The 16,764-nt window shown below is 54.7% G+C and carries 15 protein-coding genes; 7 read left to right on the top strand and 8 right to left on the bottom strand.

The features are described from left to right. Positions 1 to 308 precede the first annotated feature (308 nt). From AAE045_RS17480 to AAE045_RS17455, 6 genes are all read left to right on the top strand, one after another. Positions 309 to 1,034, top strand: a complete 726-nt coding sequence (locus AAE045_RS17480; RefSeq protein WP_455548817.1) for a gluconate 2-dehydrogenase subunit 3 family protein — start codon at positions 309 to 311, stop codon at positions 1,032 to 1,034. Positions 1,035 to 1,036: 2 nt separating this feature from the next. Next, a complete protein-coding gene (locus AAE045_RS17475; RefSeq protein WP_455548816.1) occupies positions 1,037 to 2,812 on the top strand; it encodes a GMC family oxidoreductase in 1,776 nt (591 codons plus the stop codon). 15 nt (positions 2,813 to 2,827) lie between these two features. Beyond that, the gene (locus AAE045_RS17470; protein WP_455548815.1) at positions 2,828 to 4,114 is read left to right on the top strand and encodes a c-type cytochrome; all 1,287 of its coding nucleotides are present in this window, start codon (positions 2,828 to 2,830) and stop codon (positions 4,112 to 4,114) included. A 363-nt stretch (positions 4,115 to 4,477) separates the two neighbouring features. Continuing rightward, the gene (locus AAE045_RS17465; RefSeq protein ID WP_455548814.1) at positions 4,478 to 5,254 is read left to right on the top strand and encodes a winged helix-turn-helix domain-containing protein; all 777 of its coding nucleotides are present in this window, start codon (positions 4,478 to 4,480) and stop codon (positions 5,252 to 5,254) included. Between the two features lie 6 nt (positions 5,255 to 5,260). After that, entirely contained in the window at positions 5,261 to 5,743 is a 483-nt protein-coding gene (locus AAE045_RS17460; RefSeq protein ID WP_455548813.1) for a hypothetical protein, read from the top strand. A gap of 506 nt (positions 5,744 to 6,249) precedes the next feature. Then, positions 6,250 to 7,020, top strand: coding sequence for a LuxR C-terminal-related transcriptional regulator (locus AAE045_RS17455; RefSeq protein ID WP_455548812.1), 771 nt, complete (start codon positions 6,250 to 6,252; stop codon positions 7,018 to 7,020). A 92-nt stretch (positions 7,021 to 7,112) separates the two neighbouring features. Here AAE045_RS17455 and AAE045_RS17450 read toward each other — a convergent pair whose 3' ends face one another. The 5 genes from AAE045_RS17450 to AAE045_RS17430 form a co-directional block, all read right to left on the bottom strand. Further along, positions 7,113 to 7,688 (bottom strand): helix-turn-helix domain-containing protein, encoded by a 576-nt coding sequence (locus AAE045_RS17450; protein ID WP_455548811.1) that lies wholly within the window; start codon positions 7,686 to 7,688, stop codon positions 7,113 to 7,115. Beyond that, positions 7,685 to 8,104: a winged helix-turn-helix domain-containing protein gene (locus AAE045_RS17445; protein WP_455548810.1), complete on the bottom strand. Its 420-nt coding sequence runs from the start codon at positions 8,102 to 8,104 to the stop codon at positions 7,685 to 7,687. Before AAE045_RS17445 ends, AAE045_RS17450 begins: the two co-directional genes overlap by 4 nt. A 966-nt stretch (positions 8,105 to 9,070) precedes the next feature. Continuing rightward, positions 9,071 to 11,140, bottom strand: coding sequence for a glycine--tRNA ligase subunit beta (glyS, locus tag AAE045_RS17440; RefSeq protein ID WP_455548809.1), 2,070 nt, complete (start codon positions 11,138 to 11,140; stop codon positions 9,071 to 9,073). A 9-nt stretch (positions 11,141 to 11,149) separates the two neighbouring features. Further along, complete coding sequence (gene glyQ, locus AAE045_RS17435) at positions 11,150 to 12,061, bottom strand: glycine--tRNA ligase subunit alpha (RefSeq protein WP_202305652.1); 912 nt, start codon at positions 12,059 to 12,061, stop codon at positions 11,150 to 11,152. Positions 12,062 to 12,179: 118 nt separating this feature from the next. Further along, the gene (locus AAE045_RS17430; RefSeq protein WP_455548899.1) at positions 12,180 to 12,362 is read right to left on the bottom strand and encodes a YsaB family lipoprotein; all 183 of its coding nucleotides are present in this window, start codon (positions 12,360 to 12,362) and stop codon (positions 12,180 to 12,182) included. A 269-nt stretch (positions 12,363 to 12,631) separates the two neighbouring features. Here AAE045_RS17430 and AAE045_RS17425 point away from each other — a divergent pair, with 269 nt between their 5' ends. Beyond that, positions 12,632 to 13,627, top strand: coding sequence for an acyltransferase (locus AAE045_RS17425; RefSeq protein WP_455548808.1), 996 nt, complete (start codon positions 12,632 to 12,634; stop codon positions 13,625 to 13,627). Here the strand turns inward: AAE045_RS17425 and AAE045_RS17420 are convergent. The 3 genes from AAE045_RS17420 to xylB all read right to left on the bottom strand — a co-directional run bounded on the left by AAE045_RS17420 (position 13,624) and on the right by xylB (position 16,726). After that, positions 13,624 to 14,544, bottom strand: coding sequence for a GlxA family transcriptional regulator (locus tag AAE045_RS17420; protein WP_455548807.1), 921 nt, complete (start codon positions 14,542 to 14,544; stop codon positions 13,624 to 13,626). The two genes, AAE045_RS17425 and AAE045_RS17420, sit on opposite strands and share 4 nt — an antisense overlap. Next, complete coding sequence (locus AAE045_RS17415; protein WP_455548806.1) at positions 14,541 to 15,083, bottom strand: isochorismatase family protein; 543 nt, start codon at positions 15,081 to 15,083, stop codon at positions 14,541 to 14,543. The genes AAE045_RS17420 and AAE045_RS17415 overlap by 4 nt, the downstream gene beginning before the upstream one ends. 188 nt (positions 15,084 to 15,271) lie before the next feature. Continuing rightward, complete coding sequence (xylB, locus tag AAE045_RS17410; protein ID WP_455548805.1) at positions 15,272 to 16,726, bottom strand: xylulokinase; 1,455 nt, start codon at positions 16,724 to 16,726, stop codon at positions 15,272 to 15,274. Positions 16,727 to 16,764: the final 38 nt, after the last annotated feature.

Below are 16,764 nucleotides of genomic sequence, written 5' to 3'. Positions count from 1 at the left end.
TGTCGTTTTTGCTCCCCCGCAACGCCATCCCCGCCCTGATCCAGATCAATTTTAGACGTATTTAATTTACAAAATATCAACATATATTTACAGTTCGCCTTCGGGATATATTATATATAAATCATGTTTTTAGGTCTGTTTTGTTGCCTGAATGTTACCGATAACGTTCTCCCATCCGCTTTTTAATCCGCACTTTTCTGCATTGCTTTCGTCCCAAAAAAGGCTAATTTCTCTTGTATAACAAGATAATTATTAGCCGGGTAACTAATTAGGGTTACCCATTTGGTACCAGCCGACAGGAAAGTTTTATGAGCAAGCATGACAACGAGGAACTCCCCTCCAGACGTCGTTTTTTACAACAAACCCTCTCCCTGATCCCGCTGGCGGCGGTCGGTAGCAGCCTGGTTTCGCAGAGCAGCGTTGCCGCAGCCGCGAAGACCGAAGGCGTAAGCGCTCACTACGTACCCACTTTCTTTAATAACGAAGAGTGGGCCTTCGTCCTCGCCGCGACCGACCGCCTGATTCCGGAAGATGAACACGGCCCCGGCGCGGTGAGCGAAGGCGTGCCGGTCTACATCGATAAACAGATGGAGCTCCCCTACGGCTACGGCCACCTGTGGTACATGCACGGGCCTTTCGCCAGCGCCGAACCTGAGCTTGGCTATCAGTCGAGCCTGGTTCCACGGGAAACCTGGCGGCGCGGCATCAGGGCGGTCAACGCCTGGTGCAAAAAAACGTACCAGAAAAGCTTCGCCGAGCTTAGCCATCAGCAGCAGGACGACATCCTGCATCAGCTCGATGGCGGCAAGCTGAGCTTTGACGAAGTGCCGGGCGGCCTGTTCTTCACCCAGATGCTGGAGAACACCAAAGAGGGCTATCTTGCCGACCCGATGCACGGCGGCAACCAGACGCTGGCATCGTGGAAAATGATTGGTTTCCCTGGCGCTCGCGCCGACTACCAGCAGGTCATGGATAATCCTGATAAACCGTATCCGCTTGGGCCGGTCAGTATTTCAGGGAAGAGGAGCGTATAACCGTGGCGATTAAAAAAGACCCCGTTGATGTTGTGATCGTTGGTTTCGGCTGGACCGGATCGCTGATGGCGATGGAGCTGGCCGACACCGGCCTGAAAATCCTTGCGCTGGAGCGCGGCGAAGCTCGCGATACCTATCCCGATTTTGCCTATCCTCGTATTGCCGATGAGCTGACCTACGGCATCCGCCTGAAGCTGTTCCAGGACGCGTCCAAAGAGACGGTCACCGTTCGCCATACCCAGTCGCAAACCGCGCTGCCGTATCGCCGTTTTGGTTCGTTCCTGCCCGGCAACGGCGTGGGCGGTGCGGGCGTGCACTGGAACGGCATGCTGTGGCGTCCGCTGGAGGCCGACCTCAAAATGCGCAGCACGGTAATCGAAAAATACGGTGCGGATTTTATTCCGGCGGACATGACGGTGCAGGACTACCCGTTCAGCTACGAAGAGATGGAGCCTTACTTCGATAAGTTCGAGAAAATCTGCGGCACGGCGGGCCAGGCGGGCAACGTGCAGGGCAAAAAGCTTGAGGGGGGAAACCCCTTTGAAGCCGAGCGCCAGAATCCCTATCCCACCAAAGCGCTGAAGCAGCAGTACGCCGGTATGCTGTTCAGCAAGGCGGCGAAAGAGCTGGGCTATCACCCCTTCCCGGTGCCTGCCGCTAACTGTAGCGAACCCTGGACCAACCCTTACGGCGTGCAGCTTGGGGTCTGTAACTACTGCGGCTTCTGCGAACGCTTCGGCTGCTTTAACTCATCCAAAGCGTCGCCGCAGTCCTGCGTCATTCCCGCTCTTAAGCGACACGATAATTTCGAGTTGCGCACCCAGTCGCATGTTCTGCGCGTTAACACCGACTCTACGGGCACCAAAGCCACCGGCGTGACCTATATCGATGCCAACGGGCAGGAAGTCGAACAGCCGGCAGGCCTGGTCGTGCTGAGCGCCTTCCAGCTGCACAACGTGCGCCTGCTGCTGCTGTCTAAAATCGGTAAGCCTTACGATCCGGTCAGCGGTGAAGGCGTGGTGGGGCGCAACTATGCCTACCAGATGAACGGCGGTATCTCTCTCTATTTTGATAAAGACACCTACTTCAACCCGTTTGCCGCTACCGGCACAACTGGTATGTATATCGACGAGTTCAACGCGGAAAACTTCGATCATTCGCAGCTTGGCTTTATCGGCGGCTCAACCATTTCCGCGACCACGACGGGCGGACGCCCGATTCAGCAGATGAATATCCCGAAAGAGGCGCCGCAGTGGGGCTCCGGCTGGAAAAAAGCAATCAAGGAGAGCTACCTGCACACCATGAGCGTGGGAGCTTCCGGCTCCGTAATGCCGTACAAGCAGTGCTACCTGGACCTCGATCCCACCTACCAGGATCTGCACGGTCAGCCTCTGCTGCGCATGACCTTCGACTGGCAGCCAAACGAGCTGAAAATGACCCACTTCACCGGCAGCAAAGCGGAAGAGATCGTCAAAAAAATTAACCCTCCCCACTACCGAATGGGCTTTATGGGCAAGGACGCGCACTACGACGTGCGGCCCTATCAGTCCACGCACACCACGGGCGGTGCGGTGATGGGCGATAACCCAAAAACCAGCGTGGTGAACAAATATTTGCAGAGCTGGGACGTGCCGAACGTCTTTGTTCTGGGCGCCTGCTGCTTCCCGCAAAACCTGGCCTACAACCCAACGGGGATTGTCGGTGCCACCGCGCTGTTTGCCGCTAACGCGATTCGCACGCAGTATTTAGCTAATCCTGGGCCGCTGGTTCAGGCCTGACAGGGAGGGATGCAAATGAAACTTCAATGGAAAACACGGCTCTCCCTGCTGGCGCTTGCCACGCTTTGCAGCGCGGCGGCGCACAGCGAACCGACAACCAGCGGGCAAGAGCTGGCGGCGGCCGGGGACTGTATCGCCTGCCACACGGCGGCCAGCGGGAAACCTTTTGCTGGCGGACTGAAAATGTCCACTCCGGTAGGGGCCGTTTACTCGACGAATATCACCCCGGACAAACAGACCGGCACCGGCGAATACAGCTACGATGATTTTGTGAAAGCGGTGCGCGGCGGCGTGGCAAAAGACGGGCATAACCTGTATCCGGCAATGCCCTACACCTCTTTCTCTAAAATATCCGATGCGGATATGCATTCGCTGTATGACTACTTCATGCATCAGGTGAAGCCGGTAAACCAGGCGAATAAAGACACGGATATTCCCTGGCCGCTGAGCATGCGCTGGCCGCTGTCGATGTGGAATATGGTGTTTCACGATGACAACGTATTCCAGCCCGACAAAGGGCAGAGCGAACAGTGGAACCGCGGGGCTTATCTGGTGCAGGGGCTGGGGCACTGCGGCTCCTGCCACACCCCTCGCGGCATTGGCTTCCAGGAAAAAGCGCTCGATCAGCATGATGACGCCTGGCTGACGGGCGGCACGCTGGAGGACTGGCACGCGCCGGATCTGACCGGCAACGCCCGGGAAGGGCTGGGCAAATGGTCCGAACAGGAGATCGTTCAGTTTCTGAAAACCGGGCATACCGACAGCAGCGCGGCCTTTGGGTCGATGAGCGACGTGGTGGTGGACAGCACCCAGCATCTGAGCGAAGGGGATCTGAAAGCGATAGCGGTTTATCTCAAGTCGCTTAAGTCCTCGGATCCGAAAGCCGTAGCGCCGAAGGCAGACACCGCGACCGCAGCTGCCCTGACGAAAGGGGATATGAGCAGGCCCGGCGCGCAGGAGTATATGGATAACTGCGCCGCCTGCCACCGTATCGACGGTCAGGGCTATGCCAAAACCTACCCTGCGCTGGCGCATAACTCCGTGGTGCTGAGCAACGATCCGTCATCGCTGATAAGCGTAGTGCTGCGTGGCGGCACTACGCCGGTCACCAAAGACGCGACCACGGGTCTGGCAATGCCTGATTTCGCCTGGCGTCTGGATGACCAACAGATGGCGAATCTGCTGACCTTCGTGCGCAGCGGCTGGGGCAACAATGCGCCAGCGGTCACCGCCGGGCAGGTCAAAGACATCCGCAAAAATCTGCCGAAGGTTGAGGATAAAGGCGTCACTAAAGCACAGTAATGATTTTTAAGTAGCCGGGTCGGCACCCTTCTGTTCAGAAAGAGGGTGCCGACCCTTGTCGTTGCGACAGCAAAAAAGGGGAATGACGGAGATGACGCCTGCAAATATTAAACATACATATTTGACTGTTACTTTTATGTAAGTAAATTGGCTTTATATTTCACATAATAACTGGCCGGAAAAGATATTGTATTTCATAAGCTTTCAGAACAATCCAGGTCTACTTGCCGCTGCGCGCGCTGGTGAATAAGAACCAATAACCGTTTTATTTCGAATCGTAATATTTTAAAACGACAATAAGTTGGAAGTTTAGCCCTAATCATGATGTACTCTTCCGATGTTTTATTCGCAGCACATTAAGTCATGCAGCACTATTATCTTTTGAATGACAGAATTGAATTCTGGCCGGACTCAAATAAGCTCATTGTCAGAACCCCCTTTCTCCAGACGCTTGCCCTGAATGTGCCGACGAGCCGCTGTCTGCAGCTGCTTTTAGAGCAAAGGCCGCAGGTTGTGATGCAGCGGGATTTTTACAGCTACGTATGGGGTGACCAGGGAAACAAAGTAACGGTAAATGCGTTATATCAAAATATCGCCCTGCTGCGGAAGCATTTCCGTACCCTGGATATGGCCACCGAAGGGGTAGTCGTTACCGTGCCAAGACAGGGCTTCCAGCTTAACGAAAGCCTGAACGTTGAGCTGGTGACGGTGGGTGAACAAGGCCTTATTGAACCCCCTACAGCCAGAGCCGATGCTTTCTGCACGCCCGCGTTGAAAAAGCTTGAGCGTTTCCTTGGTGAAAACCTGATTTTCGTCCTGCCGTTTCTGTTTGCTATTGCCCTGCTGGGCATCATTTTCACGATGGGCAATAAATTTGGCTTCGAAATATCCCCTACAAAGTATAAAAATGAATTCAGCTGGCTGGCTACCAGAAATGGCTGCCATTATTATATTAATAAAACCAGCGTCCCGTTTGATATTAATGCCGTTAGCCAAAATCTCGAGGCCCAGTGCCGCGTTAAGCCCTATTTATATATTACGCTGAATGAATATAGCGCTGCGAGTTCGGTTCTGGCGTGCAATAAGGCCATCACAGATGGTTCGTCTGATTGCAGCATATATACATTTATAAAAGGATAGCTACTGATGAGGAAAAAGGCTCTAATCGCGATTATCATTTTCAATTTGCTGTTGGGGATATATATCGGCTTACTTTCGCTGCATCAGTACAAGAGCACCCATTTTTCCTGCCAGGGCGAGTTCACCGGCGTGAACGACCGGTCCACCATCAGAAATCGGATATACCTTAACTTTTCGGGCCAGCAGGGCAGCAGCTTTCTGGACGGCGAGCTGACGACCGCCTCCGGCGCAAAACAAAAAGTGCGGGTTTATTATCAGTTTTCATTCACCCGTAAAGGCAACGAGTACTCCATCATCCAGCAGTCGCCCTCGGCCCTGGCGGGCAACGAAGTTGACGAAGCGGCGCTCAAACCCCTCTTCCCGGAATATATGACGAGTGCGAAAAAAAATGGCCATATCACGCTGTACCGCGTTTCGCCGTCCGCCTTTATCGTCAGCAACTCTTATTTGCCGATTTTTTATTGCCGTCTTACCGACAGACACGGCTGACCTGCGCCCAGGTTTCTTCAGCGGAGCAGAGGGGCAGAGACGGCTGTAGTAAATTCCCAGTTAATTCATCCAGTTTCAGGAATAATTTAGCTTTTAATATGCTGATGCAGCGCTGTCAGGCACAAACGCTAAGTTCAGCCATCAATTATTAGTATTGCATGCTGCTTGTAAGTTAATAAGTAGCCTGATTATCTTACTTTATTAGAGATTAAGATTTTATATTCTGCATTGCAGCTGCAGGCTGTTGCATTGTCGGAGGGGGACTTCTCCCATAGAATAACCCGGATACTCTAACCCTGGTCGCCTCTACGCAGAGAATTAAGAAGACGCTTACCTCTCTGCGCACTGGCTATTTTTGCGGGCAGCAAGCCTGTCTGAACCTTCGCATGGAGTCAGCGAAACTGGCGGTCGCTTTGTGAAAAAGCCTGACGCCGCCGTCCGGCAAAAGCCAGCCAGAGTGCATTGCGAACGCGCGGGTGCAGTCTGTCAGTAAAGGGACTTAACTAATGAAAAATATGACCAGGGGCCGTTCACCCGTGGCGATAGTGTCATCCTGCAGCATGGTGCAGGCTGCCCTGCAGTCGCTCATCGGCAGGGAAACTTTCTCGATTGCGTGGCAGTCCGACAGTTATGCACAGTGTCAGCAAAACCTCTGCCACCAGCCGGTAGATTTGCTGATAGTTTATTTACCCTTCCACCCTGAAACCCTCTCCGGGGGAATGAGCTTGCTGCACTTACTGCATGAAACCCATCCGGAATTAAGTGTTTTTGCCATCCTGGAACAGGACGTGAAGTATCTGAATATCGAGCTGAGACGCATGGCCGTAAAAAAAATCTTTAATATCAAAATGCCGCTAAAGGAGTGGCAAACGCAGTTTAATGCTCTTACTGAACCGGATGCATCATGTCATATCGGAAGTGAGAGAAGTATTGCGGTAGCAAATGATATTTGTAAGCTGTCACGCAGCGAGAAGCTGATTATCTATTATTTAGCTCAGGGATATTCGCTGAGGGAAGTTGCTTCAAAAATGGTGCGCAACTTAAAAACCATCGCCTACCATAAAAATAGCGCAATGAAGAAGCTGGGTATTGAGCATTACAGCCAGTTTGTGGCGGTTACCCGGTATTTAATCTCAAATCTGGGGCCGGAAATAATGCCGACCTCGCGGGAGGAGGTCGGAGATGAGTTCATGACTTCAGGACCACAGGTCAATGTCGCTCAGATTATTTTTTCGTCCGGCAAAGTAAATGGCAGCCATACTGCAATGCAGGATTAGCAGGCATCAGTTTCACTGCCACCGGCGAACTGTCGGAGTAATAGTTACCAGGCGGAACGGTTACCGAATTACCGGGGAACGCTGCTCGCTGGTTATTGCGAGCCGAATAGCCGGTGGCGTAGCACCATCCGATACTGGCCATAAATCTCTATGGCCCGGGAGTTCAGCTTTGTCAGCCCTAATTTTTGCAGCGCATTATTTTTATGTGCGCTGACGGTCTTCTCTGATATTTTCATCTCGCAGGAGATGACATAGTTATTCTTGCCGTCCAGCAGGCCGTTCATCACCTGCATCTCCCGCAGCGTAAGCCCCCTGAGCCAGGAGGCCTCGCTGACATGCAGTGTTTTAATCATTCTGGGCAGATGGTGCAACGCAATATTCTTAGGGATAATGCCGTATGCCCACATCAGGTGGTTATATCTGCCTACCGCCGCATCGATAAAGTAAATGCAGCTGATGCGGCATTTCAAAACCTTTTGCAGGACATTCTCAGCGGCCTTCGTATCGCTGACTGAAACCAAAGCAATATCATTCTCTGAAAAGGTGATGTCACTTTCATTAATGCCGGTCGTCATTGGGTCAATTACACGAACATTATAACCCAACGACGAAAGGCCCGCCTCCGTGCCTAGAGAAAAATAGCTGTCATCCGAAAAAAGAGTGATCATATTTCGCTGCCGCTTCCCTGAAATAGTTCTGTGTTAATGCTGTTGCGCCGTAAATATAGCGGCGAGACTATTGACTGGTTAACGTAATATCCGTGTGGCTCAATTCGCATAATAAATTCATCTGGAACGCCCAACGCATCAAGCTTTTTCTTCAGGGCTTTCATTACCTGCCAAAGCCGCTGGCTTGACGAACTTAACTGATGACGATCCCAGACATGCAATAATATTTCATTATTAGTGAGGATATGCCCTTGCGTGGAGGTCAGCATATATAACAGCAGCCGCATCATCGTATCGCGTACGGGGACACAGGGTATTTTACTGCTACGACCATCAAGGCGAAAAATCCGCTGTCGGGAAATATCAATGAGGACAACATCGTTAATACAGTAACCAAATAGTATGCCTTCCTCCATACTTTTGCTCCTGTCGGCATATTCTGAATGCCCTGGCCAGAAACATGTCCATGAAGCTATTCATCCCTGAAATTTAAAGGACTATTCTATGTTGTAAGATGGCTTCCGGGCAACGTAATAACCTGAACTTGCTTTTGTGGTTTTAACAACCAGAAAGTTATATATAGTTGGTTTAAAACACCATGAAATTATAAAATTGTGGCGTTAGTGTTTGCTGATTTGCTTGCATTTCAGTTTATTGCATCGTGACTGAAATCATCAAATTTTCCATGCCTTATTTTGTCGCTTATCCGGTTTTATAAACTGCTTATAAATGATCGGCCTGTTTTCTTAACATTTGTTTAACAGGTGAGAGGCAAAGACGATATACGAATTAAAATAGCGACAGGCCCGTCAGGCTGACGATGGATGAAGGATAGGGCAGGGGCGCCAGGAGAGAAAGTTAAAGTGATGTAATCAGCCGTTGATTAAAATTTCGGACAATTCCAGGATAAATGAGATAGCGGGAAATTTATGCTGCCGTAATGTAAGTATCGATAAATTAATCTTATAATTCATTAACTTAAAAAATTGGCGGCGATGCTGTTTTTACCTCCCACGGTGCTTTTGCCGGGCGGCGGCAGACGGTCGATACCTCGCTGTTAAACGGCCTTAATCAGAAGCCCTGATTTTTCCTGATCTTTCTTAAAACGGTTCCGCTCGTTGATAATAAAAAATAATAATCCATCCCAAAGCTTGTCTGACGACATAAAAATATTCAAAAGCGAGCGTCATGTTGAAGGCCTGGCCCGTCTGGCGGCGTCTGGCAGGCCTTTAATAAAAAATTATTTTTTTATTATATTTTTAATGCCGGCGGGGAGCCCATAATTTGCGGCTCTACGCGTCGGGCGTTCCCTGCTCTATAAAGCACAACCGGACAGGCATAAAAAAACCCGCCGGAGCGGGTTTTTAATCAGCTGGCTTAAGCTACTGCAGCAGGGAAATATCCGCTACCTGCAGGAAAAGCTCGCGCAGCTTGGAGAGCAGGGTCAGGCGGTTGATACGCAGGTCTTTATCTTCTGCGTTAACCATGACCTTCTCGAAGAACTCATCAACCGGCTCGCGTAGGTTGGCCAGCTCTTCCAGGGCTTCCTGATAGCGGCCTTCTGCGAAGAATGGCTGCAGCTTATCGCGCAGCACAACCAGGTTGGTGGCCAGGCGGATCTCTTCGGCTTCTTTCAGGACGGAGGCGTGAACCATGTCGTTCAGCTGTTCGTCGGACTTCGCCAGGATGTTGGACACACGCTTGTTGGCGGCTGCCAGGGCTGCTGCTGCTTCCAGAGTACGGAAGTGGGAGACGGCCTTCATGCGGGCATCGAAATCGGCTGGTTTGGTTGGACGACGGGCCAGCACGGCCTGGATGGTATCCACGCTGTGGCCCTCTTCCTGATACCAGGCGCGGAAACGGCCCAGCATAAAGTCGATAACCTCATCTACCACCTTCTCGTTGGTCAGCTTGCTGCCGTACAGGCGCACGGCCTCTTCGGTCAGGGTCTGCAGATCCAGCGGCAGGTTCTTCTCAACGATGATGCGCAGCACGCCGAGGGCGGCACGACGCAGAGCAAACGGGTCTTTGTCGCCTTTCGGATGCTGACCGATGCCGAAGATACCCGCGAGGGTGTCCATCTTATCGGCGATAGCCACGGCGCAGGCAACCAGGTTGGACGGCAGCTCGTCACCCGCGAAGCGCGGCTGATACTGTTCGTTCAGCGCAACGGCTACGTCTTCCGCTTCGCCGTCGTGACGCGCGTAGTGCATGCCCATCACGCCCTGAGTGTCGGTGAACTCGAAGACCATATTGGTCATCAGGTCGCACTTGGACAGCAGGCCCGCGCGGGTTGCGTGGTTCACGTCAGCGCCAATCTGTCCGGCAATCCAGCCGGAAAGGGCTTCGATGCGGTTGGTCTTGTCGCGCAGCGTACCGAGCTCTTTCTGGAACAGAACGGTTTCCAGACGCGGCAGGTTATCTTCCAGACGCTTCTTACGGTCGGAATTAAAGAAGAACTCCGCATCCGCCAGGCGTGGGCGCACAACCTTCTCGTTACCAGAGATAATCTGCACCGGGTCTTTCGACTCGATGTTGGCCACGAAGATAAAGTTTGGCAGCAGCTTGCCGTCGTTGGCGTATACCGGGAAGTACTTCTGGTCACCCTTCATGGTGTGAACCAGCGCTTCCGCAGGCACGGCGAGGAATTTCTCTTCAAATTTTGCCGTCAGCACAACAGGCCATTCGACCAGCGAGGTCACTTCTTCCAGCAGGCTTTCGCTCAGATCGGCATTGCCACCGATTTTGCGTGCCGCTTCTTCAGCACCCTGTTTGATAACCGCTTTACGCTGTTCGTAGTCGGCGATGACTTTGCCGCGCTCCAGCAGGATCTGCGGATACTGGTCAGCGTTATCGATGGTGAATTCAGGCTCGCCCATAAAGCGGTGGCCGCGAATTACGCGATCGGATGCGATGCCGAGGATAGTTGCCGGGATAACTTCTTCGCCCAGCAGCAGGGTCACGGTGTGAACCGGACGCACGAACTGAGTCGTGTTATCGCCCCAACGCATCAGTTTTGGAATGGGCAGCTTGCCCAGCGCGGTGGTAATCATCGCCGGCAGCAGCGCCTGAACGCTTTCGCCTTTGACGTGCGCGCGGTACATCAGCCATTCGCCTTTGTCCGTTGCCAGACGCTCGGCCCGATCGACGGTGATGCCGCAGCCGCGAGCCCAGCCTTCAGCGGCCTTGCTCGGCTTGCCTTCGGCATCAAACGCAGCGGAAATGGCCGGGCCACGCTTTTCAACTTCGCGATCCGGCTGGGAAGCGGCCAGGTTAGCGATTTTCAGCGCCAGACGACGCGGAGCCGCAAACCATTTCACTTCGCCGTGGGCGACGTTAGCCGCATCCAGCTCCGCCGTTACGTTCGCAGCAAAGGATTCCGCCAGGCTGCGCAGGGCTTTTGGTGGCAGCTCTTCAGTGCCGATCTCCACCAGAAAAGTTTTTTCAGACATGCCTGCCTCTTAGTTTTTCTTATTGCACATCGGGAAGCCAAGCGCTTCACGGGAAGCGTAGTAGGCTTCGGCCACGGCTTTGGTCAGCGTACGAATACGCAGAATGTAGCGCTGACGCTCGGTTACCGAGATGGCTTTACGCGCATCCAGCAGGTTAAAGCTGTGAGCGGCTTTCAGAATGCGTTCGTAAGCAGGCAGCGGCAGCGGGTTTTCCAGCGCCAGCAGGTGCTGGGCTTCTTTCTCATACTGCTCGAAGCAGGAGAACAGGAAATCCACGTCGGCGTGTTCGAAGTTATAGGTTGATTGCTCAACTTCGTTCTGGTGGAACACGTCGCCGTAGGTGGTTTTACCCAGCGGGCCGTCGCTCCAGACCAGATCGTAAACGCTGTCCACGCCCTGGATGTACATGGCCAGACGCTCTAAGCCGTAGGTGATTTCGCCGGTAACCGGCTTACACTCCAGGCCGCCAACCTGCTGGAAGTAGGTGAACTGCGTCACTTCCATGCCGTTGAGCCACACTTCCCAGCCCAGACCCCAGGCACCCAGCGTCGGGTTTTCCCAGTTGTCTTCAACGAAGCGAATATCGTGGATGGTTGGGTCCATACCCAGCTCTTTAAGAGAACCGAGGTACAGCTCCTGAATATTGTCCGGAGACGGCTTAATCACCACCTGGAACTGATAATAGTGCTGTAAGCGGTTCGGGTTCTCACCGTAGCGGCCGTCGGTTGGACGACGTGATGGCTGCACATAAGCAGTCGCCATCGGCTCAGGACCTAAAGCCCGCAGGCAGGTCATAGGGTGAGAGGTGCCGGCGCCAACTTCCATGTCCAAAGGTTGAACAATGGTGCAGCCCTGGCGGGCCCAGTAATCCTGTAAGGTCAGGATCAGGCCTTGAAAGGTCTTGGTATCAAACTTTTGCATGTTGATTTCGCACGCGTTCGAGTGGGTTTAAAGTGAAGCGGCCAGTATACCCGTTGACCGCAAGATATACAGCCTGAATACGCGCGCAAATCGGGGCTGTTTGCCAACGGTTGCGGCTTTATGCCGTCGAAAGGTGTAAGAATTGACCATTTTCATCAAAAGAGCAGGTAAAGGCTTCCTGACGAACGGTACTGCCTTTTATCTCATAGCTTCCCTGATACTGCCTGATATTCCGCAGGCTGATCCGCTGTTCGCGCGTATTGTAGCGGTACGCCGCTTCCTGCCTGCAGGTATCCACCATCGCGCTGCTTTGCACAACGGGCTGATGGGCTTTCTGGGCATATTGATGGCTTTCTTTCGTGCTACAGGCGCTGAGCAGCAGCACCATCAGGGCGGCGGCCCGGCAGCTATTTTTATTTTCAGGCATCATCATTCACTATCAGTACGTTAAACTTATTGTTGTTATTGACTATTTATTGCCAGCCTGCATTCTGCAAACCTGGCCAGCAGTTGGCAAGGCAGCGAGACTAAACTCAGAAAAAACCATTTAATGATGGTACAGAGGAACGAATGCAGCAAAAAATTAACTGGATTGATAATCTTCGCGGCATCGCCTGCATGATGGTGGTGATGATTCACACCACCAGCTGGTACATTACCAATGCGAACGTGGTCACTCCATTTAGTTGGGATTTATCGAACGTGCTGAACTCCGCCTCGCGCGTCAGCGTGCCGCTGTTCTTTATGATTTCCGGCTACCTGTTTTTCGGTGAGCGCAGCGCGCAGCAGCGCCACTTTGTGCGTATTGGCCTGTGCCTGCTGTTTTACAGCGTGATTGCGCTCATCTACATGAAGCTCTTCACGCCGATCAGCGTCGGGCTTTCGCTACGCTATCTGTTCCAGAAACCGGTCTTCTACCACCTGTGGTTCTTCTTCGCGATAATCGTCATTTACCTGCTTTCACCGCTAATCCAGGTGAAAAAGACCAGCGCGATGGTCGTGCTGGGGCTGATGGTTTTGCTGGGCGTAATCGCCAACCCGAACACCGTGCCGCAGACGATTGGCAACATGAAGTGGCTGCCCATCAACCTCTACATTCGCGGCGATACCTTCTATTACGTACTTTACGGTCTGCTTGGCCGGGCGGTGGGGATGCTGGATACGCAAAAAGGCTGGATTAGCGGGCTGGCAGCGGGATTGTTCGCGCTGTGCGTGATGTCCATTTCACTGGGGACACATAAGCAGCTGGAAATAAACGGCAATTTCGCCGACACCTTCTACGTCTACTGCGGCCCGCTGGTGTTTATCGCGGCGGTCAGCCTGTTCGTGGTGGTTAAAAACTGTCTTAATGCCGGAGCTGTGCCCGGACTTGCGCTGATTTCACGCTATTCGCTGGGAATATACGGCTTCCACGCGCTGATCATCCACTTCCTGCGCACCCACGGCTACCAGGTTACGGCCTGGCCGGTGCTGGATATTCTGTGGATCTTCGGGGCCACGCTCGCGGGCAGCCTGCTGCTTTCAATGGGACTACAGCGTCTCGATACCAGAAGGCTGGTGAGCTAAACGATATTGCGGGCGCGGGCGCGGTGGAGCTGGCGGGGAGAAGAAAACCCTGCCGCCACCGCCGCCTGCTCCAGACGCTGCCCCTGTAGCAAACGCTGCTCGGCGACCGCCAGCCGCAGCTGCTCCAGATAATCCCGTACCGATATCCCCAGATGCTGCTGGAAAAGCCGCGATAAATGCCGCGAACTGACGTGAACCCGCCCGGCAATCTCCTCCACCCCCCAGGCTGACTCCGGCGAGGCCGACAGCAAATCCTGAGCGCGATGCACCGCGGGATGAATATGGTTACGGTAGCGCAGCCACGGTGAAAGCTGCGGGTCGTCCCCCGAGCGGCGGAACCAGACCACCATCTCCCGGGCGACGTCGAGCGCCGCTTTTGGCCCGCAGTAACGGTTAATCAGGTGCAGCGACAGGTCGATACCGGAGGTGATCCCGGCGCTCGTCCAGATGCCCCTGTCCTCAATGAAAATCCGGTTGTCCTTAACCTGGGCGGCAGGCGCTGCGGCGCGCAGTCTTGCCAGCACGTCATGATGGGTGGTGCACTGTATGCCGGTGAGCAGCCCGGCCCTGGCGGCGAGCAGCGCACCGGAGCAGACGCACATCAGGTTGATCTGCTGGCTGTGGATCTGCGGCTGCAGGCGGGTGAGCCAGCGGCGCACGGCTTCCGCCTGCGGGGTATCGAAAAAATGATTAGAATCGCTGACGCCCGGCAGCACCAGCAGGCTGCCGGGGGGCAGGCTCTCCGGCAGCGGTTCAATGCCGCCGAAGTTAAGGCCGATAGAGGTGGCGACCTGCGGGTCCGGGCCGATGAAGCGCAGGTGGAACGCATCCCCCGCCAGCACCAGCGTCTCCGCCGGGCCGGTCAGATCCAGCGATAAAACACCGGGCAGCACCACGAACCAGACCCCATTACTCACGATAAAGACTCCAGGCACTCGGCGACGGTTTGAACTTCGGCAAAGCGCCCCGCCAGCACCGTTTCGGTACGGTGGCGCAGGGTCGCGGCATCCAGCGTAACGCCTTTCCAGCGCATCGGGAAGGTGAGCATCGCCTCGCTGACAAAAGAAACCCGGTAGCCGAGATCTGACGCAACGCGGGTGGTGGTTTCACAGCACTGCTCGGTGCGAATGCCGCAGATAATCAGGTGACTGATATCCCTTGTGCGCAGCCAGTGGTCGAGGCCGGTATCCGTGAAGGCGTTATGCACGTGCTTCTGGAAGGTCACGTCAGCCGTATGGTGTAAAAAAGGCATCGCCTGAACGTGGCCGGAAGCCAGCGAGAAAGGCCCCTGGTCATCAACGTGAAAGATATCCACCACCGGCAGGCGCAGGTCCTGGCAGCCCGCAATCAGCCGGGTTATCGCCTGCTGAAAGGCGGGAACGTCATCTTCCTGCCAGTAGTCGCGATGAAAAAAGGACTGCTGGGTATCAATGTTGATCAAAGCGGAACGGGACATTTTCGGACTCCTCATCGGTGGGTATGAAGCCATTGTGGCAAGGGATGAGGCGGCTGCTAATACCAAAAACGGACAGGATAAGGGTGGTTTGGGACTTGTATTCGTCGGATTCAGGTCGGATGACGCTGCGCTTAGCCGACCTGCAAACGGGTGGATAAGCGCAGGCGCTATCCACCGTGTGAAACAACTCAGGACATCAGCGGCAGCAGCTGCTGATAAATCTGGTTAAACACCTGGCGACGCCCGGCATATTTCTGGTGGCGCGCCATATCCGGCTGGTGCTGCTGCTCCAGCGGAAGCTGCGGCAGCAACGATTGCAGCGGCTGCCCCGGTGACATCGCAATCTGTGCCAGCCGCGCTGCGCCCAGCGCCGGACCGACGTCGCCGCCGGTGCGGTAATCCAGCGTTTGCCCGCTGATATCCGCCAGCATTTGCCGCCAGTAGGGGCTGCGCGCGCCACCGCCGATAAGCGTTATGCTCTTCGGCGTAATGCCGCAGGAGTGCACCACGTCCATACCGTCTGCCAGCGCATAGCCCACGCCTTCAAGCACCGCGCGGGCTAACTCCGCCGGGCCGTGCTGATGGCTCAGGCCAAAGAACACGCCCTTCGCCTGCGGGTTGTTGTGCGGGGTGCGTTCCCCGGAGAGGTACGGCAGGAACCACACCACGCCAGCATCCTCATTGGCCTGTTCCGCCGCGGCAAGCAAAGCGGGAACGCTGCCCAGCCCGGTTAATCTGGCTGCCCAGTCCAGACAGGAGGCCGCGCTGAGCATGACCGACATCAGGTGCCAGCGGTTTGGCAAGGCGTGGCAGAAACTGTGAACCGCGCTTTCCGGTTTGCTGCGGAAGCCGTCGCTGACCGCAAAGTAAACGCCGGACGTCCCCAGCGACAGCATGGCCTGGCCCGCATCGACCATGCCCACGCCGACGGCACCCGCCGCGTTATCGCCGCCGCCCGCCACTACCGGCACGGCGGGCATCTTCCAGGCTCCGGCAACGTCTGCCTTCAGCACGCCGGTAATCTCGCTGCCTTCGAAAAGCTGCGGCATATGCTGGCGGCTAAGGCGACAGGCATCGAGCATCGTGTCGCTCCAGTCGCGCTTTGCCACGTCCAGCCACATCGTACCCGCCGCGTCGGACATGTCGCTTGCGAACTCGCCCGTCATGCGCAGGCGCAGATAATCCTTTGGCAGCAGGACTTTGTTAATTTGCGAGAAAATTTCCGGCTCGTGGCGTTCCACCCACAGCAGTTTTGGCGCGGTGAAGCCCGGCATCATCAGGTTGCCGGTGAGCTCGCGGGAGCCTTCAACGTTGGCTTCCAGCAGCGCGCACTCTTCGCCGCTGCGGCCGTCGTTCCATAAAATCGCGGGGCGTAAAACCTGTTGTTTGCTGTCCAGTAATGTGGCGCCATGCATCTGCCCGGCAAGGCCCATGGCTTTTACGCCCTGCAAAGAGTGCTGCTCACCGAGCGCTTTCATCGCCCGGTCCGTTGCCTGCCACCAGGACTCAGGATCCTGTTCCGACCACAGGGGATGCGGACGAGAGACGCTCAAAGGCTCCGTGCGGGATGCCAGCACCTCGCCGTTCTCGCCGAGCAAAATCGCTTTTACGCCCGAGGTACCAAGGTCGATTCCGATGTACATAGTGGCAGTTCCTTATTGCAGCGCCACGGTGCTCGTGG

This window comes from Dryocola clanedunensis, assembly GCF_038405435.1.
Classification (GTDB): Bacteria; Pseudomonadota; Gammaproteobacteria; order Enterobacterales; family Enterobacteriaceae; genus Dryocola; species Dryocola clanedunensis_A.
The sequence above is the reverse complement of the archived record's forward strand: the minus strand, read 5'-3'. Positions and strand labels throughout refer to the sequence as shown.